General features: G+C 40.2%; 20 protein-coding genes. 17 read left to right on the top strand and 3 right to left on the bottom strand.

Annotated elements, in window-relative coordinates; translation table 11 throughout:
• Positions 1-112 precede the first annotated feature (112 nt).
• The 6 genes from G3O08_RS21760 (at position 113) to G3O08_RS16535 (ending at position 8233) form a co-directional block, all read left to right on the top strand.
• Positions 113-898, top strand: a complete 786-nt coding sequence (locus G3O08_RS21760; protein WP_163286573.1) for a helix-turn-helix domain-containing protein — start codon at positions 113-115, stop codon at positions 896-898.
• Between the two features lie 67 nt (positions 899-965).
• Positions 966-2177, top strand: coding sequence for an alpha/beta hydrolase-fold protein (locus tag G3O08_RS16555; protein ID WP_163286572.1), 1212 nt, complete (start codon positions 966-968; stop codon positions 2175-2177).
• A gap of 192 nt (positions 2178-2369) precedes the next feature.
• Positions 2370-3107 carry a LytR/AlgR family response regulator transcription factor gene (locus tag G3O08_RS16550; RefSeq protein ID WP_163286571.1) on the top strand — a complete coding sequence of 246 codons (738 nt, stop codon included), beginning with the start codon at positions 2370-2372 and terminating at the stop codon, positions 3105-3107.
• Positions 3108-3110: 3 nt separating this feature from the next.
• Complete coding sequence (locus G3O08_RS16545) at positions 3111-6113, top strand: ligand-binding sensor domain-containing protein (RefSeq protein ID WP_163286570.1); 3003 nt, start codon at positions 3111-3113, stop codon at positions 6111-6113.
• Positions 6114-6240: 127 nt separating this feature from the next.
• Positions 6241-6495, top strand: coding sequence for a hypothetical protein (locus G3O08_RS16540; protein WP_163286569.1), 255 nt, complete (start codon positions 6241-6243; stop codon positions 6493-6495).
• A 178-nt stretch (positions 6496-6673) separates the two neighbouring features.
• On the top strand, positions 6674-8233 hold the full coding sequence (locus G3O08_RS16535; RefSeq protein WP_163286568.1) for a hypothetical protein: 1560 nt from the start codon (positions 6674-6676) through the stop codon (positions 8231-8233).
• Positions 8234-8439: 206 nt separating this feature from the next.
• On the opposite strand, the gene thiL is transcribed toward G3O08_RS16535, so the two are convergent.
• Positions 8440-9501 carry a thiamine-phosphate kinase gene (gene thiL / locus G3O08_RS16530; RefSeq protein ID WP_163286567.1) on the bottom strand — a complete coding sequence of 354 codons (1062 nt, stop codon included), beginning with the start codon at positions 9499-9501 and terminating at the stop codon, positions 8440-8442.
• A 455-nt stretch (positions 9502-9956) separates the two neighbouring features.
• Here thiL and G3O08_RS16525 point away from each other — a divergent pair, with 455 nt between their 5' ends.
• The 11 genes from G3O08_RS16525 to G3O08_RS16475 all read left to right on the top strand — a co-directional run bounded on the left by G3O08_RS16525 (position 9957) and on the right by G3O08_RS16475 (position 18308).
• A complete protein-coding gene (locus G3O08_RS16525; protein ID WP_163286566.1) occupies positions 9957-10283 on the top strand; it encodes a HesB/IscA family protein in 327 nt (108 codons plus the stop codon).
• Between the two features lie 12 nt (positions 10284-10295).
• Entirely contained in the window at positions 10296-11741 is a 1446-nt protein-coding gene (gene sufB / locus G3O08_RS16520) for a Fe-S cluster assembly protein SufB (RefSeq protein ID WP_163286565.1), read from the top strand.
• A 24-nt stretch (positions 11742-11765) separates the two neighbouring features.
• A complete protein-coding gene (sufC, locus tag G3O08_RS16515) occupies positions 11766-12521 on the top strand; it encodes a Fe-S cluster assembly ATPase SufC (protein ID WP_163286564.1) in 756 nt (251 codons plus the stop codon).
• A gap of 2 nt (positions 12522-12523) precedes the next feature.
• Positions 12524-13804 carry a Fe-S cluster assembly protein SufD gene (gene sufD, locus G3O08_RS16510; protein WP_163286563.1) on the top strand — a complete coding sequence of 427 codons (1281 nt, stop codon included), beginning with the start codon at positions 12524-12526 and terminating at the stop codon, positions 13802-13804.
• Between the two features lies 1 nt (position 13805).
• Complete coding sequence (locus G3O08_RS16505) at positions 13806-15047, top strand: cysteine desulfurase (RefSeq protein ID WP_163286562.1); 1242 nt, start codon at positions 13806-13808, stop codon at positions 15045-15047.
• On the top strand, positions 15047-15487 hold the full coding sequence (locus G3O08_RS16500; protein WP_163286561.1) for a SufE family protein: 441 nt from the start codon (positions 15047-15049) through the stop codon (positions 15485-15487). The genes G3O08_RS16505 and G3O08_RS16500 overlap by 1 nt, the downstream gene beginning before the upstream one ends.
• Positions 15480-15791, top strand: coding sequence for an iron-sulfur cluster assembly protein (locus G3O08_RS16495; RefSeq protein WP_163286560.1), 312 nt, complete (start codon positions 15480-15482; stop codon positions 15789-15791). The genes G3O08_RS16500 and G3O08_RS16495 overlap by 8 nt, the downstream gene beginning before the upstream one ends.
• Complete coding sequence (locus tag G3O08_RS16490; protein ID WP_163286559.1) at positions 15791-16300, top strand: DUF2480 family protein; 510 nt, start codon at positions 15791-15793, stop codon at positions 16298-16300. Before G3O08_RS16495 ends, G3O08_RS16490 begins: the two co-directional genes overlap by 1 nt.
• 599 nt (positions 16301-16899) lie before the next feature.
• Positions 16900-17076 carry a helix-turn-helix domain-containing protein gene (locus G3O08_RS16485; protein WP_204336913.1) on the top strand — a complete coding sequence of 59 codons (177 nt, stop codon included), beginning with the start codon at positions 16900-16902 and terminating at the stop codon, positions 17074-17076.
• Complete coding sequence (locus G3O08_RS16480; protein WP_163286557.1) at positions 17048-17365, top strand: HipA N-terminal domain-containing protein; 318 nt, start codon at positions 17048-17050, stop codon at positions 17363-17365. Before G3O08_RS16485 ends, G3O08_RS16480 begins: the two co-directional genes overlap by 29 nt.
• A gap of 88 nt (positions 17366-17453) precedes the next feature.
• On the top strand, positions 17454-18308 hold the full coding sequence (locus tag G3O08_RS16475) for a HipA domain-containing protein (RefSeq protein ID WP_317164095.1): 855 nt from the start codon (positions 17454-17456) through the stop codon (positions 18306-18308).
• A gap of 108 nt (positions 18309-18416) precedes the next feature.
• Here G3O08_RS16475 and G3O08_RS16470 read toward each other — a convergent pair whose 3' ends face one another.
• Both G3O08_RS16470 and G3O08_RS16465 read right to left on the bottom strand, forming a co-directional pair.
• On the bottom strand, positions 18417-18665 hold the full coding sequence (locus tag G3O08_RS16470) for a DUF6364 family protein (RefSeq protein WP_163286555.1): 249 nt from the start codon (positions 18663-18665) through the stop codon (positions 18417-18419).
• Between the two features lie 84 nt (positions 18666-18749).
• Positions 18750-19652, bottom strand: a complete 903-nt coding sequence (locus G3O08_RS16465; RefSeq protein ID WP_163286554.1) for a DUF6624 domain-containing protein — start codon at positions 19650-19652, stop codon at positions 18750-18752.
• Between the last annotated feature and the right edge of the window lie 135 nt (positions 19653-19787).

Here is a 19787-nt window from a genome sequence, read left to right as displayed (position 1 = left end):
CCAAAACCGATTTTGGAACAACCATTAACAATATCCCAAATATCAAACGGTTAAATCAATTTCTTGAGGAAGATTAAAAGAATAAATATCATGTTTTAGTGTACTTTTAGATGTGCGAAACTTTAGTTATTATATTCACAAAAATGAACGTAGTAATTATCAAGAGCAGTTTCAGTACTACCCACATTACCGCAACGCTATCACCTCTTATGTAGCTTCTAATGTCGAATTTTCGAACTTAGGATCACATATTACACCGAATAGAAATAAGCCGGTTACCACATTATTTTCTCGCAATTACGATGCAGCTTTAAATGTAAATCTTCAAGGGCGCTTTTACAAACTTGGAATAGCTTTTGAACCGCTTGGGCTCAATCATTTTATAGATAAACCCTTTTCTGAAATAGCGCCGGAGCGAGTAAATCTCTTTACCGGATTTGGAAATGATTATCAGGATTTAGTCAAAAAGCTTTTGAAATCTGAAAACTCCCCAGTTACCGAATTAGATACATTTTTGCTTTCGCAGAAAAAGGAATTTTCCAATCAGAGACTCCAATCCGTTTTGGATATACTTTTCGAAAGAGGTTGTGAACTTTCGGTTCAAACATTGGCCGAAAACGAAGAAGTGAGTAGGAAAACAGTGTTGCGAGATTTTCAGAAAGACCTGGCTTGTTCAGTGAAAACCTACCAGAGCCTTATTCGTTTTAGGCAGGCGCTCAACAATTATCAGCAGGCAGATAAGAAAACGTCATTTACAGAACTTGCTCTGCAGCACAGCTATTACGACCAACCTGCATTTATCAAAAATTTCAAACAAATAACGGGTTTTAACCCGCGACATTTTTTTGAAAAGCTAAAGCAATACGGAAATGCCGATACTTTTTGGAGCACAGACTAATTGTCCCAAAAAACCAATTTTCATAGAAACTCTGTCTGTACCTTTGGTCAATACAAATCCTAAAACCATGAAATATTTTCAGCTACTTTGCTCGCTACTGATTACATTGAACCTGTCAGCTCAAAATTTTGTAGGTGAAACGTTTAAACATCAAGTTGAAAGTAAACCCTATGAAACTACCAGAGAGATAGATGTTTACGTTCCGTTTTCTTATACAGAAATGCCGGCAGACAGCTTTATGGTACTCTATATTTTTGATGGACAGTTTGATCCTTATTTCACAATGACCTCTCATATGGCCGAGTATTTATATGGTATGGGTGAGTTTCCACCTTTTATTGCAGTGGGTATAAGAACAGATGATCGCCCTAAAGAATTCACACCCAAAGCGAGAAGTACTGGAAAAGAAGCTGAATGGGGAGGAGAATCGGATAAGCTGGAAGATTTTCTGGCAAACGAAGTTTTTCCATTGGTTGAGCGCACCTATCGTACAAAACCGTTACGTTTAGGTATTGGTCATTCTCTGGCCGGGACTTTTGTAAGTGATTGCATTTTTACTCAAAACGAACTTTTCAAAGGTGTAATCTCAATTAGTCCAAATACGGTTTACGACAAGGAACAACTGGCGTTTAACCTCAATAAGTCTCTTACTGATGGGAGTAAGATTCAAGCTTTTCACTTTATGACAGCCGGCACTGAGGGCGATATGGAGAATAATTTTAGAAAATCAAGTAACAAGCTTGACTCCATCTACAAAGCTCACCCGCAACCGGGTTTTATTTGGCAATATGAAACGTATAATGGATTGAGCCATGGTCTTACTCCCCCGCGCTCAGTCAGCGAAGGCCTTGTAGCTTTTGCAAATACAATTCAGCTGAACGAAAACAAAGCTTTAGACTGGTTAGAAACCGATAGCACTACCTACATTGAAAATGTGCAGAACTATTACTCAGGGCTTTCTGAATGGTTGGGCTATCCTTCCAAACCGAGTATAGATGATATTAATAATTATGGATATTTGGCCGCGGGCGCAAATATGTGGCAAACAGCGTTATCTTTTTTCGACTGGGGAAGTACAGCGTTTCCTGATGATGCCAATATTTATGATAGTAAAGGTGAAGCTTTAGAAAATCTGGGTGAATATGCCGAAGCTTATAAAGCGTACACTACCGCTTCTGAAAAACTTGCTCTTCAAAAAGATGAATACGATCAGGAAACCTATGATTATTATATCGAAATTTTTAAAGAAAATGCCAAGAGAGTAAAAGAGAAAATGTAATAAGCTATTCTCTCGGTCTTAGAGATGTTCATTGTGCATCTATTTTCGCGGAAGCGTGAACTGGTTAGTAAAAAGCCTCTAAACTCAAAATAAACCAGAGCAGCGGTTAAATCAACCAGCCCACCTTTTCGCTCAAAGAGTCATTTGTGGTAATTTTTTTGTCATAAATTAAGGCTTTCAAATCCACCAGTTATGAAAGCTCTTATTGTAGATGACGAACTATTTTGCCGCGAAAATCTGAAATTTATTATTGGCGAATACTGTCCGGAAATTACTTCTATAGCTCAAGCTGGCAGCGCCGAAGAAGCCCGGCAATATTTCAGCGAAAGCGATGCTGATATTTTATTTTTGGACATTAAAATGCCAAATGAAAATGGCTTTGAACTTTTAGAAAGTATCAGCAATAAAAATCTCTCGGTTATTTTCACAACTGCTCATAACGAATATGCTTTAAAAGCAATAAAGGCACAAGCAATTGATTATTTGGAGAAGCCAATAAATATTGAAGATCTGCAAGATGCGGTCAAAAAGGCAGGTGTAAAAGCTAAGAAGCCCAATAATTCGCTTGAGGAGATAAAAGCTTTAATTCGCCGTACGGCAAATGAAAAAATAGCCATTCCCATGCGCGAAGGCTATGAAATAATTGCCTATCAGGATATTGTACATCTGGAAGCTTCAGAGAGTTATACAATGATTTATCTGACCAATGGCAAAAAACTACTCAGCAGTAAGAATATAAAGGTGTATGAAGACAAACTCGATTCTGAAGTTTTCTTTCGAACGCATAAGTCACACATCATCAACTTGCAATATCACATTAAAGGCTTTAGCCGGATTGATGGTAATTCGGCTGTGATGAGCAATGGCAAACAGATTCCAATTGCAAGACGTAAACTGCAGGTTTTTTTAGACCGTATTGCGGATATGTAAATTATGGGTCAAAAGTCGTACTACGTATTTCTAATCCTATTTTTTTTCTCTGCTATCACTTTTGCGCAGCAATCAAGCTATGTGCAATACGATACCAAAGATGGATTACCTCAATCTCAGGTGCGCGCTATTGCTCAAGATAGCAATGGTTATTTATGGATAGGAACTGTTGGTGGACTAAGCCGGTTTGATGGGTACGATTTTCAAAACTATTCTACTGAAGATGGCCTTCCGGCAAATCAAATAAACTGTCTTTTACAGGGAAAAGAACATTTTTGGATTGGCTCTACGGGTAGCCTTTGCAGGCAAAATGGTCTTGGCTTCACCACGATTCCGCTTCCAAAAGAGTATGGGCGCAGCAAGATTTTTGACATGGCTGAAGATCGCGAAGGCAATCTTTGGGTTGCTCTTGCTGGTGAGGGATTGCTAAAATATGACGGTGTGAACTTCACTGCTTTCACTGCTAAGAATGGTTTGCCAAATAACTATTTACGTTCAATAGAACTCGCACCGAACGGAGTGCTTTGGGTAGGAACGCGAGAAGGCATAATTCTGATAGAAAATGACGAAGTGAAGCCGCCTCCGCTTTCTGAACTCACTTTCCCTAGCGTAGCAGATATTATCTTTACCAAAGATGGAGTTGCTGTGATTTGCACTTTCGGAAACGGGCTAATCCTGGTTGAGAATGAAACGATAAAACAGTTTACTTCTACCTCAGGATTGCCATCAGACCATATTCGCTGCGCGGCCGAGCTACCAAACGGGGAGTTGTGGCTGGGAGCTAAAGAAGGGCTTATCCGGTATGAATTCGGAAAATTTACAGTACTTAGAGAAGAGCAGGGCTTGCAGTATTCAAATGTAAAATCGCTTGATGTAGATCGCGAAGGTAATTTATGGGTTGGAACTGATGGAAAGGGAATTTTACTTCAAGCAGGTCGCTCGTTTACGAGTTATACAACTCAAGACGGACTTCACTCCGATCTCGCTATGGACATTTGCCAAACTGACACTGGGAGTTTGGTTTTTGGCAGTTATGATAATGGACTAGCCGTTTTTAATGGAATTGATTTTTCACCTTATGCCTACAACGAAAAATTGCCCAATAAAACCGTTTGGGTAATCGAATCTGATAAATATGGAACGCTTTGGGTGGGCACTTCTCAAGGTCTTTTTCGGGAAGAAAGAGGTCAAATAAAAATTATTGATGCCACATCAGGTTTTCCTGGAAATCGGATTACAACCATTTTGCCGGAAGGCAGAAACGTTTGGGTAGGAGCTGAAGATGGTTTCGCCCGCCTAAATTCAGCCGGAGCAATAGCGGCTGTTTTTAATGATAGTACAGGATTTTCTGGGAAGCGAATCAGAAGCATTGTAAAACAAGGTGATGACCTCTGGATTGGAGCCGAGAGCAACGTTTTTAAATACGACGGGCAAGACTTCACCACGATGCAAATCGACTCGGTAAATGATAAACCGGTTTACTGTCTGGAAATAGATAAGCGCGGAAATATCTGGGCCGGAACTTCTAACGGGCTGTTTTATCTCAACAAAGATTCAGCTCAATTTACAAGGGTAGAATTTGGTTCAGGTTTTGCATCGCGCAACATCAATTTTTTGACCAGCCTTGCTGATTCTACCTTATTAATAGGTACCAACAATGGTTTGTACAGGCTAGAATTAGATGTCTTTTTCGATCGGGATATAGTTAAAAGTAAGCACTATACAAATTATGAAGGATTAATAACGGGCGAAACAAATCAGAATTCTGTTTATTATGATGGTAAGGTAGTCTGGTTTGGCACCACTTCGGGAGCGATACGATTTGATCCCAACAGAGATGCCTCGGGCTCAAAAATGGCTCCATCGCTTAATTTATCAAAAGTTCAGCTCTTCCTGCAAGATGCCGATTGGGCTGCCCTTGGCGATAGCGTTTCAACAAAATCGGGTTTGCCGGTAAATCCTGAATTAAATTTCAATCAAAACTACTTAACGTTTTATTATTCAGGCGTACACTTTAATAATCCACAGAAGGTATTGTATCGATATAAGCTTGAAGGGGCTGATGAAAAATGGTTGGGACCTACCAAAAGCCGCAGTGTAACGTATGCCTATTTGCCGCATGGCGATTATACCTTTTTGCTGGAATCCTATTCGGTTGATGATCCTGAACTGGTAAGCGAGGTAAAATTTAATTTCAGCATTACCCCGCCGTTTTATCTATCAACCTGGTTTTTTATTCTCTCGGGGCTACTGGTAGTCGGGCTTTTCTATGCCATATACCGCAACAGGGTTCAAAAAGAATTGCGTAAGCGGGCCACGCTACAATTAGAATTCCAGTCGCGGCTCATGGCATTAGAATCTCAAACGCTAAACTCGAGCATGAACCGGCATTTTATCTTTAATGCATTAAATTCTATACAATATTATATCAATATGCAAGATAGGAAGTCGGCCAACCGCTACTTGACGAGTTTTGCGAAACTTATTCGAAAAAATCTGGACAGCAGCCAGCAAAATGAGACCTCGCTCGCCGATGAACTTGAGCGTATAGAGCTTTATCTCTCACTTGAACAAATGCGGTTTCAAAATAGATTTGAGTATGCTATAAACATCGATAAAGCTATAGATCCCGAAAGGGTGGAAATTCCGGCGATGATGCTCCAGCCATTTCTTGAAAACAGTATCTGGCACGGAATTCTTCCCGCAGAGAAGCACGGCGTAATAGGTATTAATATTAGCGATTTTCAAGACGAAGTGAGAATTGAAATTGTGGACAATGGAATTGGTATCGAAACCAGTCTGCGGAATAAAAATGGATCGGACAACAATCATATTTCAAAAGGGATGGAGATTACCCAGAGCAGGATCCAACTATATCGAAAAATGACCGGTTTGAACTATCGAGTAGAAGGGCCAAAGGAACTAGCAGATAGTTCTGGAGAAATAATGGGAACCACAGTTTTCATAAGACTACCGAAAGATAATCAAAACCCAAAACACACCTAATAATCCTTGAAACATCAATTTGTTACCTAAAAGATACAGGCATATAAACGTTGGTAAATAAAAATTAACACCTATTTCTTGGGATTTTTGGAAAGACTTTTGTACTTTTATAACTCATTGACAAGTTTTGAATAGATATCTCAACATATTATTTGTTTTGTTTTTAGCGATTGGCGTGTCGTCCTGCGCTAAGGAAGAACTTGAAAATCCTTCGCAGACGCCTGATCCACAGGCTATCATGAAGTCGGGTTTTGAGATTGATCAAAATTGTGAATCACCGGGAATTAACAATCTTCAGCCAATTCCTGTCTATATTAATGATGACGGTGATGAAGAGGATGAAGGTTTAAAACCCACTATTCCTACCGTGGTTAAAAATTAAAGCCCGCATTTATAAATAAACTTATCCCGCCGTTGCGGGATTTTTTTTTCATTTTTTCTCCTGAATTGTTGTATCTTTAGCTTTCACTGCATTGTGAGATACGCGGCATAAGCACCCTTCAGAAGGTTTGTTTTAAGCAATCATCTTTGATGAATTGCAAAAGTTTTACAAAAACCTTATGGCCAACAAAGTTTCCAACCACCTGCATCAACTCATCCATTCGCTTACTGGAACAGAAAAGCGGTACTTTAAAAAATTCGCAGTGCGCCATTCGGCGAAAGACAAAACCGCCTATCTCCAACTTTTTGAAGCAATTGAAAAGCAGAGTGTGTATGACGAAGAGAAAATTCTTGAAAAACTCTTTAAGTCCAGTTCAAAATCGGCATTTTCACTTAGCAAAAACAGGTTGTACCATCAAATGCTTAAAAGCCTGGATGCCTTTCACTCCGAAAGTTCAGTAGATTCTGAACTGAATTATTACCTGCATTATGCCGAAATACTTTTTGATAAAGCACTGTACGATCAATGCAGACGGATTCTTTCATCGGCAGAAAAAATAGCTGATAAAAATGAAAAGTGGATTGCGCTCCTTCAAATTATAAAACACCAAAAGCGCCTAGCCGAGCTCAATAATTATGAATCCGCCGAAGAAAATACAATAGAGAAATTAGCCAATCGCGAATTGAAAATTTTAAAAATACTGGATGCAGAAGCAGGGCTTTGGCACCGAAAAAGTATGGTTTTTGCGAAACTGTTTAAGCAAGGTCAGGTTCGTAAGCCCAATGACGTAAATCTATTGCGAACCCAAATTGAAGAAATTAAAGAATTCTCTGATTCTCATCCTATAAGTTTTGAAGCCGATTATTTGTCCCTTCATACCCAAAGCGCTTTTTATTTCAGCACAGGCGATTACATAAATTGCCATAAGATTCTAAAAAGGAATATTGAACTTATGGAATCGCGGTTGGAGCTGGTGAAAGGCGATCCGTCTATCTATATTTCGGCCATTACAAATATCATCTACATAAGCGCAAAGCTGAATTTATTTAGTGATGTGGATACTTATTTACAGAAAAGTAGGAATATGCCAGTGAAACTTCGCAGTAAAATAACTGCCGACCTGCAATTGCGCATTTTTACAAACACCTATAGTCTTGAGCTTGCCATATGTGCCCTTTCGGGGAATGTAGAGCGGGGAATAGCCGCCGTGAAAGAAGTAGAAAAAGGCCTGGCTAAATGGGATACTCAACTAAGCGATGTACGCAAAGCAGGTTTTTATCACACTATTTCGACCATATATATCCTTGCCAATGATTTTAAGAAAGCACTTTCATGGAATAATAAATTGCTCAATACCATTCCGATAGAAAAATCGGAAGACCAGTATTGCTTTGGAAAAATTATGCACATCCTAATTCAATACGAACTTGGTAATTACGATGCTATTCCGCATAGCCTAAAAAGTTTGAAGCGTCAATTAAAGCTGCGAAAACGCAAACATGATTTTGAAAATGAGTTTATTGAGTTGATGTCGTATGTGTCAAAAGCGGATAATGATCAATCTCATAATTCTATTTTTCAAGACTTTGCCAACAAAATGGAAGCCTTGGAGACAGATCCACAAAATAAAATTGCTTTTGAATATTTCGACTTTAAATCGTGGGCAGATGCGAAAATTTTGGGTAAACCATTGGCGCAATTGGTGCGTGAACGTGCTCCGGAAAAAGATGTTTTGTGAAGGTGTTTTTGGTGATTAGTTCTTGGTGATTAGTTTTTGGTTTTTAGACATGTGGTATTTACCCTGCGGCAATCTTTACCACATAAGTGACTAATACCGAAATATTATGTTGATGGCGTTAGTGTAAAAGGGCCAATACCCTTATTTATTCACTAAGACCGTCGGAGCATAAGTTCGAATAGAGAATTGTAATTCAAATAACTATTTTACACTTGGCTGTCAGTTTCCGAATCCCCTTTCTTCTTTTCCAAAAAGGCATCCCAACCTTGAGCTTTTAATTCATGTGCCGTACCGTCTCTCGCAACGAGTGTTGGCGAGCTACCTTCTTCAATATGGCCTATGAAGGTGAAATGTGGGTTGCCTTTCAGTTTTTCGTAATCGCTTTGAGCAATGGTAAAAAGCAATTCATAATCTTCGCCACCGTTTAATGCACATATTGTGGGATCGAGATTGAAATCTGTAGCAGCAGAAACTACGGTTGGATCAATCGGAATTTTTTCTTCGTAAAGATGCGCTCCAACTGCGCTGCTATCACACAAGTGCAAAACTTCAGAAGCCAATCCATCCGAAATATCGATCATAGAAGTGGGTTTAACCCCAAGTTGTGCGAGAATCTCTACCACGTCCTTACGCGCTTCTGGTTTCAGCTGGCGTTCCAAAATATAATCATGACCTTCCAAATCGGGCTGAACTCCTGGCGTAGATTCAAACACTGCTTTCTCGCGCTCTAAAATCTGCAAGCCCATATAAGCACCACCCAAGTCGCCCGAAACTACGAGCAAATCTTTGTCTTTTGCGCCGCTTCTATAAACTACTTTGTCTTTATCGACTTTTCCATAAGCGGCAATATTTACTACCAATCCGCTTTTGCTGCTCACCGTATCTCCACCAACTATATCTACTCCGTAAACTTCGGCAGCGCTAATAATTCCGGCGTAAAGTTCTTCAATTGCTTCAAGCGAAAATCGATTGCTCAAGCCAATGGAAACCACCATATGTGTTGGCTTTCCATTCATTGCATAGATGTCAGAAAAGTTTGAAATGGCACATTTGTACCCCAGATGTTTTAGTGGTGCATACGATAAATCGAAGTGTACACCTTCCATAAGCATATCTGTGGTAATCAGTGTGTAATAATCGCCAGCGTCTATTACAGCTGCATCATCGCCAATGCCCAAAACAGTGGTTGGATTTGAATTTTTTATATGTTTTGACAAGCGCTTTATCAAGCCAAATTCACCGAGATTTTCTAATTCTGTTCTTTCCATTATTTCTGTTTTTTTTAACCGCCATGCCTGTGGCTTGGTAAACTCCGAGCGCAAATCTAAGATCAAGCCAAAGGCATGAGGTTGAAACCAACAACATTTTTTTACAAAAGGCCTGCTTTAATAACCCAAATAGACTTTTGGGTTATTGCAATTTGTCATTTAGAGAGCGCAAAGGTAATAGTTTGAAAGGTCTTAACGAATGAATATTAAACCTACTTGAGATATTACGACATCGTTCATTGGAGAAATTTTTCAATTCGAATTGCTTCCATATTGTCATTGTATCAATCTTATCTATATGGCATTTCCAAATACAAAACAAAGAAGTTTGTTTCAATCGCTAAAAGATGGTATTTTTGCACCGTAATTGCAATTTATAATTAATCTAAATAAAGATAACTTTCTTATAACAAAAGGTCTTTTAGATGGTTAGTTAGATTAAGTAAAGGAGAAGTATGATAAAAGTAAAAGATAGCGCAAGAGATGAAGTGAAGCGCATTATATCAGAAAAGAGTGCCGGTCCGGATGCCTTTATTCGCGTAGGCGTGCAAGGTGGCGGATGCAGCGGACTGATGTATGAGTTAAATTTTGATACGCAAATGAAAGATGGCGATAAATCGTTTGAAGACAATGGCGTTAAAATCGTTGTTGACATGAAAAGCTATCTCTATTTGATAGGTACAGAACTCGATTATTCGGGTGGACTAAATGGAAAGGGATTTTCGTTTATCAACCCAAATGCCAATCGCACTTGCGGTTGTGGCGAGAGTTTCTCAATATAAAACAGAAAATCGATGGCATCTAACGAAGATATATTATTAAAGGAAGTAACTGGGGCCGAATATAAATACGGTTTTACTACAAATATAAAATCAGATAAAGCTCCCCTTGGACTTAGCGAAGATATTATTCGCTTTATTTCAGCAAAGAAAAATGAGCCGGAATGGTTGCTCGAATACCGTCTTGAGTCGTATAAAATATGGCTTAAAATGGATGAGCCGGAGTGGGCACACGTAAAATATCCGAAACCCGATTTTCAGGATATTTATTACTACTCGGCGCCACAGCCAAAGAAAAAGCTGGACAGCCTGGATGAAGTAGATCCGGAATTGCTGGAAATGTATAAAAAGCTTGGTATTTCAATTGATGAGCAGAAGCGCCTTACGGGTGTGGCTGTTGACATTGTGATGGATAGTGTTTCTGTGGCAACTACGTTTAAGAAAAAACTTGGCGAGCTGGGCATTATCTTTTGTTCGTTTAGCGAAGCAGTACAAGAACACCCGGAATTGGTGCGCAAATATCTTGGTACCGTTGTACCAAAAGGCGACAATTTTTACGCTGCGCTCAATAGTGCGGTTTTCACCGATGGTTCATTTGCTTACATCCCGAAAGGGGTGCGTTGCCCAATGGAGTTATCGACTTATTTTAGAATCAACGAAGCCCAAACCGGACAGTTTGAACGCACACTTGTAGTGGCAGATCAGGGTAGCTATGTTAGCTACCTGGAAGGTTGTACGGCTCCAAGCCGAGATGAAAATCAGTTGCACGCCGCTGTAGTTGAACTTATCGCGCTCGACGATGCAGAGATAAAATACTCAACCGTTCAAAACTGGTATCCTGGAAACGCTGAAGGAGTAGGTGGTGTTTTTAACTTTGTTACAAAACGCGGACTTTGCCAAACGAATTCAAAAATTTCGTGGACACAGGTAGAAACCGGATCGGCAGTTACCTGGAAATATCCATCGTGCATTTTAAAAGGTGACAATTCGATTGGTGAATTTTACTCGGTGGCTGTAACCAATAATTATCAGCAGGCCGATACGGGAACCAAGATGATTCACATTGGTAAAAACACCAAAAGCACGATTATCTCAAAAGGTATCTCGGCAGGTCAGAGCCAAAACTCTTACCGCGGACTGGTTAAGATTAATAAATCTGCGAAAAACGCGCGAAACTTCTCGCAATGCGACTCGCTGCTTATGAGCGATCGCTGTGGTGCACACACATTTCCTTACATAGAAGTAGGTAACAGCACAGCCAAAGTTGAGCACGAAGCCACTACTTCTAAAATTGGTGAAGACCAGATTTTTTACTGCCTTCAACGTGGAATTAGTGAAGAAAAAGCCATTAGCCTAATTGTTAATGGATATTGTAAAGATGTTTTAAATAAGCTGCCGATGGAGTTTGCGGTTGAAGCACAAAAGCTTCTCGCCATTTCTTTGGAAGGTAGTGTAGGATAAGAATATTTAGAAAAGATAAGCAACATGCTAAGCGTAAAAAATTTACATGCCAGCGTAGATGGCAAAGAAATATTAAAAGGATTAACACTTGAAGTTAAACCGGGTGAAGTACACGCCATTATGGGTCCGAATGGATCAGGCAAAAGTACTTTGGCGGCAGTCCTTGCAGGAAATGAAGACTTTGAAGTGACTGAAGGATCTGTTACCTTTTTGGGAAAAGATTTACTGGAAATGAATCCCGATGAAAGATCGCACGCAGGTGTGTTTTTGGCGTTTCAATATCCGGTAGAAATTCCGGGAGTGAGCAATATCAACTTCCTGAAAGCGGCTATCAATGAGCGTCGTGAAGCCCATGGTCAAGATCCCATTTCTGCGAAGGAATTTTTGCAGATGGTGAAGGAACGATCGAAGCTGGTAGAGCTTGATAACAAGCTGACTGGTAGAAGTGTTAACGAAGGTTTTTCGGGTGGTGAGAAAAAGCGAAATGAAATTTTTCAGATGGCTATGCTCGAACCAAAACTCGGAATACTTGACGAAACAGATAGCGGACTGGACATTGATGCCTTGCGCATTGTAGCGAATGGTGTAAATAAGCTTCGCGCAGCCGACCGCTCATTCGTCGTGGTTACCCATTACCAGCGCTTACTCGATTATATTATTCCAGATTTTGTTCACGTTCTCTTTGATGGTCGCATTGTAAAGACCGGCGGTAAAGAACTGGCGCTTAAGCTCGAAGAGCAAGGATACGATTGGATTAAGCAAGAAAATGTACCTGCATAGTTATGGAAATATTGCAAGACACAACAAAACTCAACGCCCTAACCGGCACACTTACTGATGGCTACTTTGCCAAAGTTCCTGCAGCGTTCGAATCGCGCAGAAATGAAGCGAAGAAAGCTTTGGAAACTCTTGAGTTTCCTACCACGAAGCAGGAATACTGGAAATATACCCGTACCGGCCAAATAGCGAACAAGAGCTGGCGATTTGCAGATAATTTTGATTTGCCCGAATTGCCAATTTCTATTGAAGAAATCACACCGCGCATGGTGTTTGTAAACGGTGTTTACAGCGAAGCAAATTCTGAAATGGAAGATGTGAAAGGTTTGGAAATATCTACATTCGCGAAAGCGAAACAAGGCTATATTTCAGATTTAGCCCCTTATACGGATTATTCTCTTTCGCCTTTTCTCGCTTTGAATGCTGCGCTTCCGCAAGATGGTTATGCCATTCGCGTAAGCAAAAACATAGCTCTTGAAAAGCCTATCAACATTATAAACGTTTATACTGGTGATACGACTATTTCGCAGCCGCGAAGTGTTATTTATCTCGAAACAGGCGCAGAGCTAAAAATTACCGAATTTCACATTCACGAAAGTGAAAACCCAACGCTAAGCAACACGGCGCTTGAAGTGCAGCTTGAAGCAAATAGCACCTTGGGAATTGACGTGATTCAAAAAGGAAATGATACCAGCTACCACATGCAACAACTCGACGCTGTTGTAGCTGGGGATGCAAACTTCACCCACAACAATTTCACTATGCGCGGCAAATGGACGCGCAATAATGGTAATGTGCGTTTGAAAGGGAGCAATACGACTGCCAATCTGAATGGCTTTTACATTCCGAATGGATCAGAACATATTGATAACCATACCATCATGGATCATGAGCAGCCACATTGCGATTCTAATGAATTGTACCGCGGGGTAATGCTTGGAAAATCTACTGCTGTGTTTAACGGAAAGGTTTATGTACGTCCGCACGCTCAAAAAACCAATGCTTTTCAAAGCAATGGAAATATTTTGGTGAGCGATGATGCGACGGTAAACTCAAAACCGGAGCTGGAAATTTACGCAGATGATGTAAAATGTAGCCATGGAAGTACGACGGGACAGATTGACGATGAAGCGATTTACTACCTACGTACTCGTGGACTTTCTGCAACCAGCGCCAGAAAAATGATGGTTGGTGCATTTGCCGCAGATGTGTTAAACACGATGGTAAATCCGGTGTGGCGGGAGTATATTGAAGATGTAATTTCTCACGAATTATCAAAAGCATAAAATGAACAATCTCGAAGCGAAAACGGTTTTGGAAAATGAAGCAATAAGAGCACAATTTCCTATTTTAAAAAGGGAAGTGAACGGCCATAAACTGGTTTATCTTGATAATGCTGCTTCATCGCAAAAGCCAAAAGCGGTTCTTGATGCCATAGTAAATTATTATAGTTTCGATCATAGCAATGTGCATCGCGGTGTGCATTTTTTGAGCCAGCTGGCTACAGAAAAGTACGAAGCAGCGCGTGAAAAAATGCGTGGTTTTATCAATGCAAAAAGCACCAAAGAAGTTCTTTTTACGAAAGGAACTACAGAAGGAATCAATCTGGTAAGCTATGGATTATCAAGAAGTTTTCTTAAACCGGGCGATGAGATTTTGATTTCGGAAATGGAGCACCATTCTAATATTGTGCCATGGCAAATAGCTGCCGCAGATGCGGGGGCAAAGCTGGTTGTGGTAAATGTGCTCGAAGATGGATCGCTTTGCATGGACGACTTTCGCAAAAAGCTTTCCGATAAAACCAAGCTGGTAAGCATTGTACATGTGAGCAATGCGCTGGGGACAATAAATCCCGTGAAGGAAATCACCCAACTGGCGCACGAACAAGGTGCGCTGGTGCTGATAGATGGCGCACAAGCTGCACCGCATCAAAAGGTAGATGTTCAGGATATTGACTGCGACTTTTACGTGATTTCCGGTCATAAAATGTACGGACCAACCGGTAGCGGTATTTTGTATGGTAAAGAAGCTATACTCAATGAAATGCCGCCCTACCAAGCTGGTGGCGAAATGATAAAGAATGTTTCGTTTGAAGAAACGACCTACAATGAATTGCCTTTTAAATTCGAAGCCGGCACGCCGAATGTTGAAGCCGCAATTGGACTTTCTGCGGCAGTTGATTTCATGGAAGAGATTGGCTTTGAAAAGCTTACTCGGATTGAGCAGGAGCTTGTTGCTTATGCCCACGAGCGCCTTAGCGAAGTTGAAGGCATTCGATTTATTGGAACCGCTCCTGAAAAAGCAAGCGTTGTTTCTTTTATTGTAGAAGGAACGCACCCAACAGATATCGGTACGATAATCGATAAGTTGGGAATAGCTGTTCGTACCGGACACCATTGCACTCAGCCCCTTATGGATAAGTTTGGACTTCCGGGAACCGTGCGCGCTTCATTTGCCGTTTACAATACGCTTGAAGAAATTGATTTGCTTACAGACGCTGTAAAACGCGCTGTAAAAATGTTGAAGTGATGCCAGAGAAAATAGCAGAAATTGAACAAGAGATTATTGACGAGTTTGAATTCCTTCCAGACTGGATGGATAAGTACGAGCATATAATTGACCTAGGAAAAAACCTGCCGCTGATTGATGACGCCCACAAAACAAAGGAAAACCTGATAAAAGGCTGTCAATCGCAGGTTTGGCTGCATGGCGAGCTTGACAAAGAAGGTAAAATTGACTTTACAGCCGACAGCGATGCCATCATTACCAAAGGAATAATTGCTTTGATGATTCGGGTGTTAAACCATCAGAATCCAGGAAATATTCTCGCGGCCGAATTGAATTTTATTGACAAAATAGGTTTGAAAGAGCACCTTTCGCCTACCCGCTCAAACGGCCTTGTGTCAATGGTAAAAAAAATGAAGTTATACGCTTTAGCCTTTCAGGCAAAATCAAACCAAAATGGATAAAAGAGACTTAGAAAATATGGTCATTTCCGTAGTTAAAACGGTTTACGACCCCGAAATACCCGTTGACGTTTATGAGCTTGGTCTTATTTACAATATTGCCATTAGCGACGATAACGAAGTGAAAATTTCTATGACACTTACTTCGCCATCGTGCCCGGTTGCAGAATCGCTACCAGCCGAAGTTGAAGCGAAAGTGGAAAGCCTGGAACAGGTTAAAAAAGCGATAGTAGAAATCACTTTCGACCCGCCTTGGGACAAAGATATGATGAGCGAAGAAGCACAACTTGAACTTGGATTTTTATAATGGACGATAAGCCAATTGTAAATAAAATCGCGAATGCCGGTCTCAATGTTTTGGAGATGAGTCGGTTTACTTCTGACGAAGAGATTCAGACTATCGATATTGCGAGCCAGTTATGGCAGGGAATTGCCTTAAAGGAAAAAGATTTTAGAGCCTATATTTCTGAAACAGATTGGTCTGCTTTTGACAATAAGTATGTTGCGGTTTTTTGCAGTGTCGATGCCATTGTTCCCAATTGGGCTTTTATGCTTATTGCTTCGTCGCTTGCTCCGCATACGCAGCACATCTACTTCGGTAAACCTGCGGAATATGCATCTTATATTGTGCTCCAGCGTATCGAAAAACTGGATTTAGAAGAGTTTCGCGATCAGCGAGTAATGGTGAAAGGCTGTGGTGATAAAGCGATTGACTTTTCTGCTTTTGGGGCATTGGCGGCGCGATTGACTCCGGTTGTAAAGTCGCTTATGTTTGGCGAGCCTTGTAGCACTGTGCCGGTTTATAAGAGGAAGTAGGTTTTTGCATTACGAATTTCGGAATTACGATGTGTAGTTTGAAACCTGCTTGAAAGTGGAATTACGACTTGCCCGGTCGCCAAGTTTATAGCTTGGGAACTTTTACTTACGTAGCCACTCCCTAAAGGTCGTCTAATCTTACACATCGTTTGTAAAATTTAGACGGCGGAAATTTAGATTCGTCATATACGCTTGCTATTCAATGCCTTCCCGCACCCTATCCCTAAAGGGCACCACCACACACTTCTTGTAAGGGAGTTATTTCATCCAATAAATGCAACGCAACTTAAATCTTTGACTTTAATAAATTAGCGTGTTTCGCGGAACGCTAAGACGTGCAATAGGCTCGCCCCTTTCTGCATCCGACGAGGCTTTTCGCCAAGAGGAATGCAATGGGGCGAGCGTGAGCATTGGTAAAGCTTATTTATCGATTATACCCATAAAGGTATAAAAGACATAAATAAATCAAACATATACCCCAAAAGGTATAAATATGAAACAAAATCTTATATTGTACCCGTAAAGGTATACAAGTGAAAAATTGGAATCGAAATAATGCAACGTCTGAATTTGTAAGATCACGCAGAAAAGAGAGCAAGATGACCCAATTTGAATTATCAGATTTGACTGGAGTAGGATTGCGGTTTGTGCGCGATCTGGAACAAGGAAAGCCGAACTTAATGACTGATAAGGTAAACCAGGTTTTACTCTTTTTTGGTCATCAATTAACCCCAACACCACTAAGCGATGAGACAAGGAGAAGTTTGGGTAAATAATCTAAAGGCAGGCTTAATAGCTGAACATGATGAAGGTTACAGCTTTCAGTATGATTCAGTCTATTTGAAATTGGCCAAAACTACACCTGTTTCATTGACATTACCACTTCAGGTGGATGCCTTTAAATCGGATTTCATGTTTCCCTTTTTTGATGGATTAATACCTGAAGGATGGCTACTTGAAATTGTAGAAAAGAATTGGAAAATCAATCCGCGAGATCGCATGGGTTTGCTGTTGGCTGCTTGCCGAGATTGCATTGGAAATGTAAGCGTAATTGGAAATGAATAATTGTCTGGCTTGTCATACGGCTTTAAACCCAGGTGATTCACGATATCATCAAACTTGCCTTGCCAACTTCTGGGGAAGGGATCTAACAGTGGAGTTATTAGAATATAACTTGGCAGATATTGAAAATCTCGCCGAAGAGAATGTAGCTCAACGCATCACAGTTACAGGTGTTCAGCCAAAACTATCGCTTGATTTTAAGAAAGGAAAAACAGAAAATCGGTTAACTATTGTTGGTGCCTTACACGGAAAATTTATCTTAAAACCACCTTTTGCGCCATATCCGCAAATGCCAGAATTGGAAGCTCTGTGTATGCTTTTGACAAATGCTTGTGGTATTGCGACTGTTCCAAACTTGCTAATACCCTTGAAAAGTGGTGAACTTGCCTATCTAACCAAGCGGATTGATCGAAATGCGAATGGAGATAAATTTGCTATGGAAGATGCTTGCCAATTTACAGAACGGTTAACAGAGCATAAGTACCGCGGCTCTTACGAGCAAATTGCAAAGGGGATTTTAACCTATTCAAGAAATCCGTTGAAAGACATAGTTCATTTTTATGAGCAAGTCATTGTTTCGTTTTTAATGGGCAATAACGATATGCACTTAAAGAACTTTTCGCTTATCGCGTTCTCGGACAATTCATATCAACTGTCGCCGGCTTATGATATAATTGCTTCGCAATTGCTACTGCCCGATGATACCGAAGACTTGGCATTGAACTTAAATGGCAAGAAGCAGAAAATAAAAAGGAATGATTTTAACTTGGCAATGCAAAGAGCGGGTATCCCACCAAAAGCTATTGACAATCTTTGGAATCGTATTGAAAAAGGAATGGCAAATTGGCCAGAACTTATTGACAATAGCTTTCTTACACAGGAACGCAAGGTTGAGTTTAAGGAACTGGTGGATAAAAAGAAGGAGCAGATTGGGATTAGTGGATAACGCTCGGCGAGAATGGTGAGAAGTGCTATTAACAGGGAATGGTTTCAAGGGTTAGTCCATCTCTATTTTATTCAAATTAATTACTTTCTGAGCTTCAAGGTTGCGAAATCAACTTTTAATGTATTTTTCTAACAAAGCATCTTCCAGAGTTTCCTTATACGAAGTGAAATCTTCTGGTGTCTTTACTGAACCCTTCAATTCCTGTACAATATCTAACAGCCTTACGTTTTCGTTGCTAACCAAAGTTTCGAGATATTCTTCCACAATACTTGACAAGCTCCTTCCATGATTACGGGCGTATTTCTTTGAATCGGAAATAACCTGCTCATTAATTGATAATGTTAATTTCGATTTCATCAGACCTGGTTTTGATAAGCTAAAGTAGCGATTATCTCCATTATAAATTTTTGACTACTTTTTGAATCTTCGGAGTGCGTTAAATCATTTCCGAATCACATTCAGTCCTTCCAAATAAACATCCATAGAATCCAACCCCAATTCAATTCTACGCTTATCCAGATCTATCTCATTCTCAATTGGCGCAATTTCCATCATCTCTGTCGAATCATTGTACAAGTACTGGGTGCCATAGAGCTGTTTTTCACCATCGGAAATTAGAATTTTATCGCGAATAATTGCAAGGTATCTGCCTTCAATTTCATTGTACTCCACAGCTTTTTCAATTTCGTTTATATACTTTTTTTGGATGTCCACATCGCTATATATCATCACAACTGCCGCGGCTCTGGTTTGTGCCTGGCCCACAAAATTCTGTCTCGGCCAACCATGAAGGTTAATAAGGCTGTCTAATTTTTCGCCGTTCTCTGTAGCTATTCTTCGCGTTTCCTTAATCGTCATCCAATATTCGTCAGATTCATCGCCATACTTTTCTTTGTCCTTTTCAACTTGTTCTCGCTTCCGCAGATAATTATCTCTCATTTTAATCAACTCCAGCGCATAGTGAGCATCCCCGAAAGGGTAATATTTATACCAGTTTCCAATAATCTTTTTGCGAATTGCCGGCCACTCTTCTGCTGTTCTTGCATTCTCTAAATCAGGATCTACATTAGCATTTAAAATAATCAAACCATTGTCAACAGCCATTTGCAAATAAGATATCGATGCTTGTTTTTCGCCAAGTAGTGAATGATAGGCTGCTAGATTGTAAACTCTGGAATTTCCAATACCATTGATGGCTAATGCGCTGTCAAGCTCTGCTATTTTTTGACGGTAAAAGGTTGAGTCTGCATTAGAAATCGTGTTTTGAGCAGCTGTTTCAAAAGCGGAAATGGTCAATAGACAAAGCAGAAATAAGGGATTTTTCAAACATGATTTTGGAGCCATTGGTTTTGGAGTTTTGAAAACAGAGCGTTTAGAAACCCGCGTTTCTAAATCCAAAAAAAGGAAATTCTTGCGAATGAAGAAATCTGAATAACAAAGTTTGTCTTAAATCATTCATTCCGGACAGCACAGACATCC

The organism is Cryomorpha ignava, from assembly GCF_010686655.1.
Lineage (GTDB): Bacteria > Bacteroidota > Bacteroidia > Flavobacteriales_D > Cryomorphaceae > Cryomorpha > Cryomorpha ignava.
The sequence above is the reverse complement of the archived record's forward strand: the minus strand, read 5'-3'. Positions and strand labels throughout refer to the sequence as shown.

What these genes read in the sequence shown, in the direction of transcription:
- G3O08_RS16555 (WP_163286572.1), top strand. Translation starts at nt 966, where the DNA reads ATGAAATATTTTCAGCTACTTTGCTCGCTACTGATTACATTGAACCTG.
- G3O08_RS16550 (WP_163286571.1), top strand. Translation starts at nt 2,370, where the DNA reads ATGAAAGCTCTTATTGTAGATGACGAACTATTTTGCCGCGAAAATCTG.
- G3O08_RS16545 (WP_163286570.1), top strand. Translation starts at nt 3,111, where the DNA reads ATGGGTCAAAAGTCGTACTACGTATTTCTAATCCTATTTTTTTTCTCT.
- G3O08_RS16535 (WP_163286568.1), top strand. Translation starts at nt 6,674, where the DNA reads ATGGCCAACAAAGTTTCCAACCACCTGCATCAACTCATCCATTCGCTT.
- thiL (WP_163286567.1), bottom strand. Translation starts at nt 9,501, where the DNA reads ATGGAAAGAACAGAATTAGAAAATCTCGGTGAATTTGGCTTGATAAAG.
- G3O08_RS16525 (WP_163286566.1), top strand. Translation starts at nt 9,957, where the DNA reads ATGATAAAAGTAAAAGATAGCGCAAGAGATGAAGTGAAGCGCATTATA.
- sufB (WP_163286565.1), top strand. Translation starts at nt 10,296, where the DNA reads ATGGCATCTAACGAAGATATATTATTAAAGGAAGTAACTGGGGCCGAA.
- sufC (WP_163286564.1), top strand. Translation starts at nt 11,766, where the DNA reads ATGCTAAGCGTAAAAAATTTACATGCCAGCGTAGATGGCAAAGAAATA.
- sufD (WP_163286563.1), top strand. Translation starts at nt 12,524, where the DNA reads ATGGAAATATTGCAAGACACAACAAAACTCAACGCCCTAACCGGCACA.
- G3O08_RS16505 (WP_163286562.1), top strand. Translation starts at nt 13,806, where the DNA reads ATGAACAATCTCGAAGCGAAAACGGTTTTGGAAAATGAAGCAATAAGA.
- G3O08_RS16500 (WP_163286561.1), top strand. Translation starts at nt 15,047, where the DNA reads ATGCCAGAGAAAATAGCAGAAATTGAACAAGAGATTATTGACGAGTTT.
- G3O08_RS16495 (WP_163286560.1), top strand. Translation starts at nt 15,480, where the DNA reads ATGGATAAAAGAGACTTAGAAAATATGGTCATTTCCGTAGTTAAAACG.
- G3O08_RS16490 (WP_163286559.1), top strand. Translation starts at nt 15,791, where the DNA reads ATGGACGATAAGCCAATTGTAAATAAAATCGCGAATGCCGGTCTCAAT.
- G3O08_RS16485 (WP_204336913.1), top strand. Translation starts at nt 16,900, where the DNA reads ATGACCCAATTTGAATTATCAGATTTGACTGGAGTAGGATTGCGGTTT.
- G3O08_RS16480 (WP_163286557.1), top strand. Translation starts at nt 17,048, where the DNA reads ATGAGACAAGGAGAAGTTTGGGTAAATAATCTAAAGGCAGGCTTAATA.
- G3O08_RS16470 (WP_163286555.1), bottom strand. Translation starts at nt 18,665, where the DNA reads ATGAAATCGAAATTAACATTATCAATTAATGAGCAGGTTATTTCCGAT.
- G3O08_RS16465 (WP_163286554.1), bottom strand. Translation starts at nt 19,652, where the DNA reads ATGGCTCCAAAATCATGTTTGAAAAATCCCTTATTTCTGCTTTGTCTA.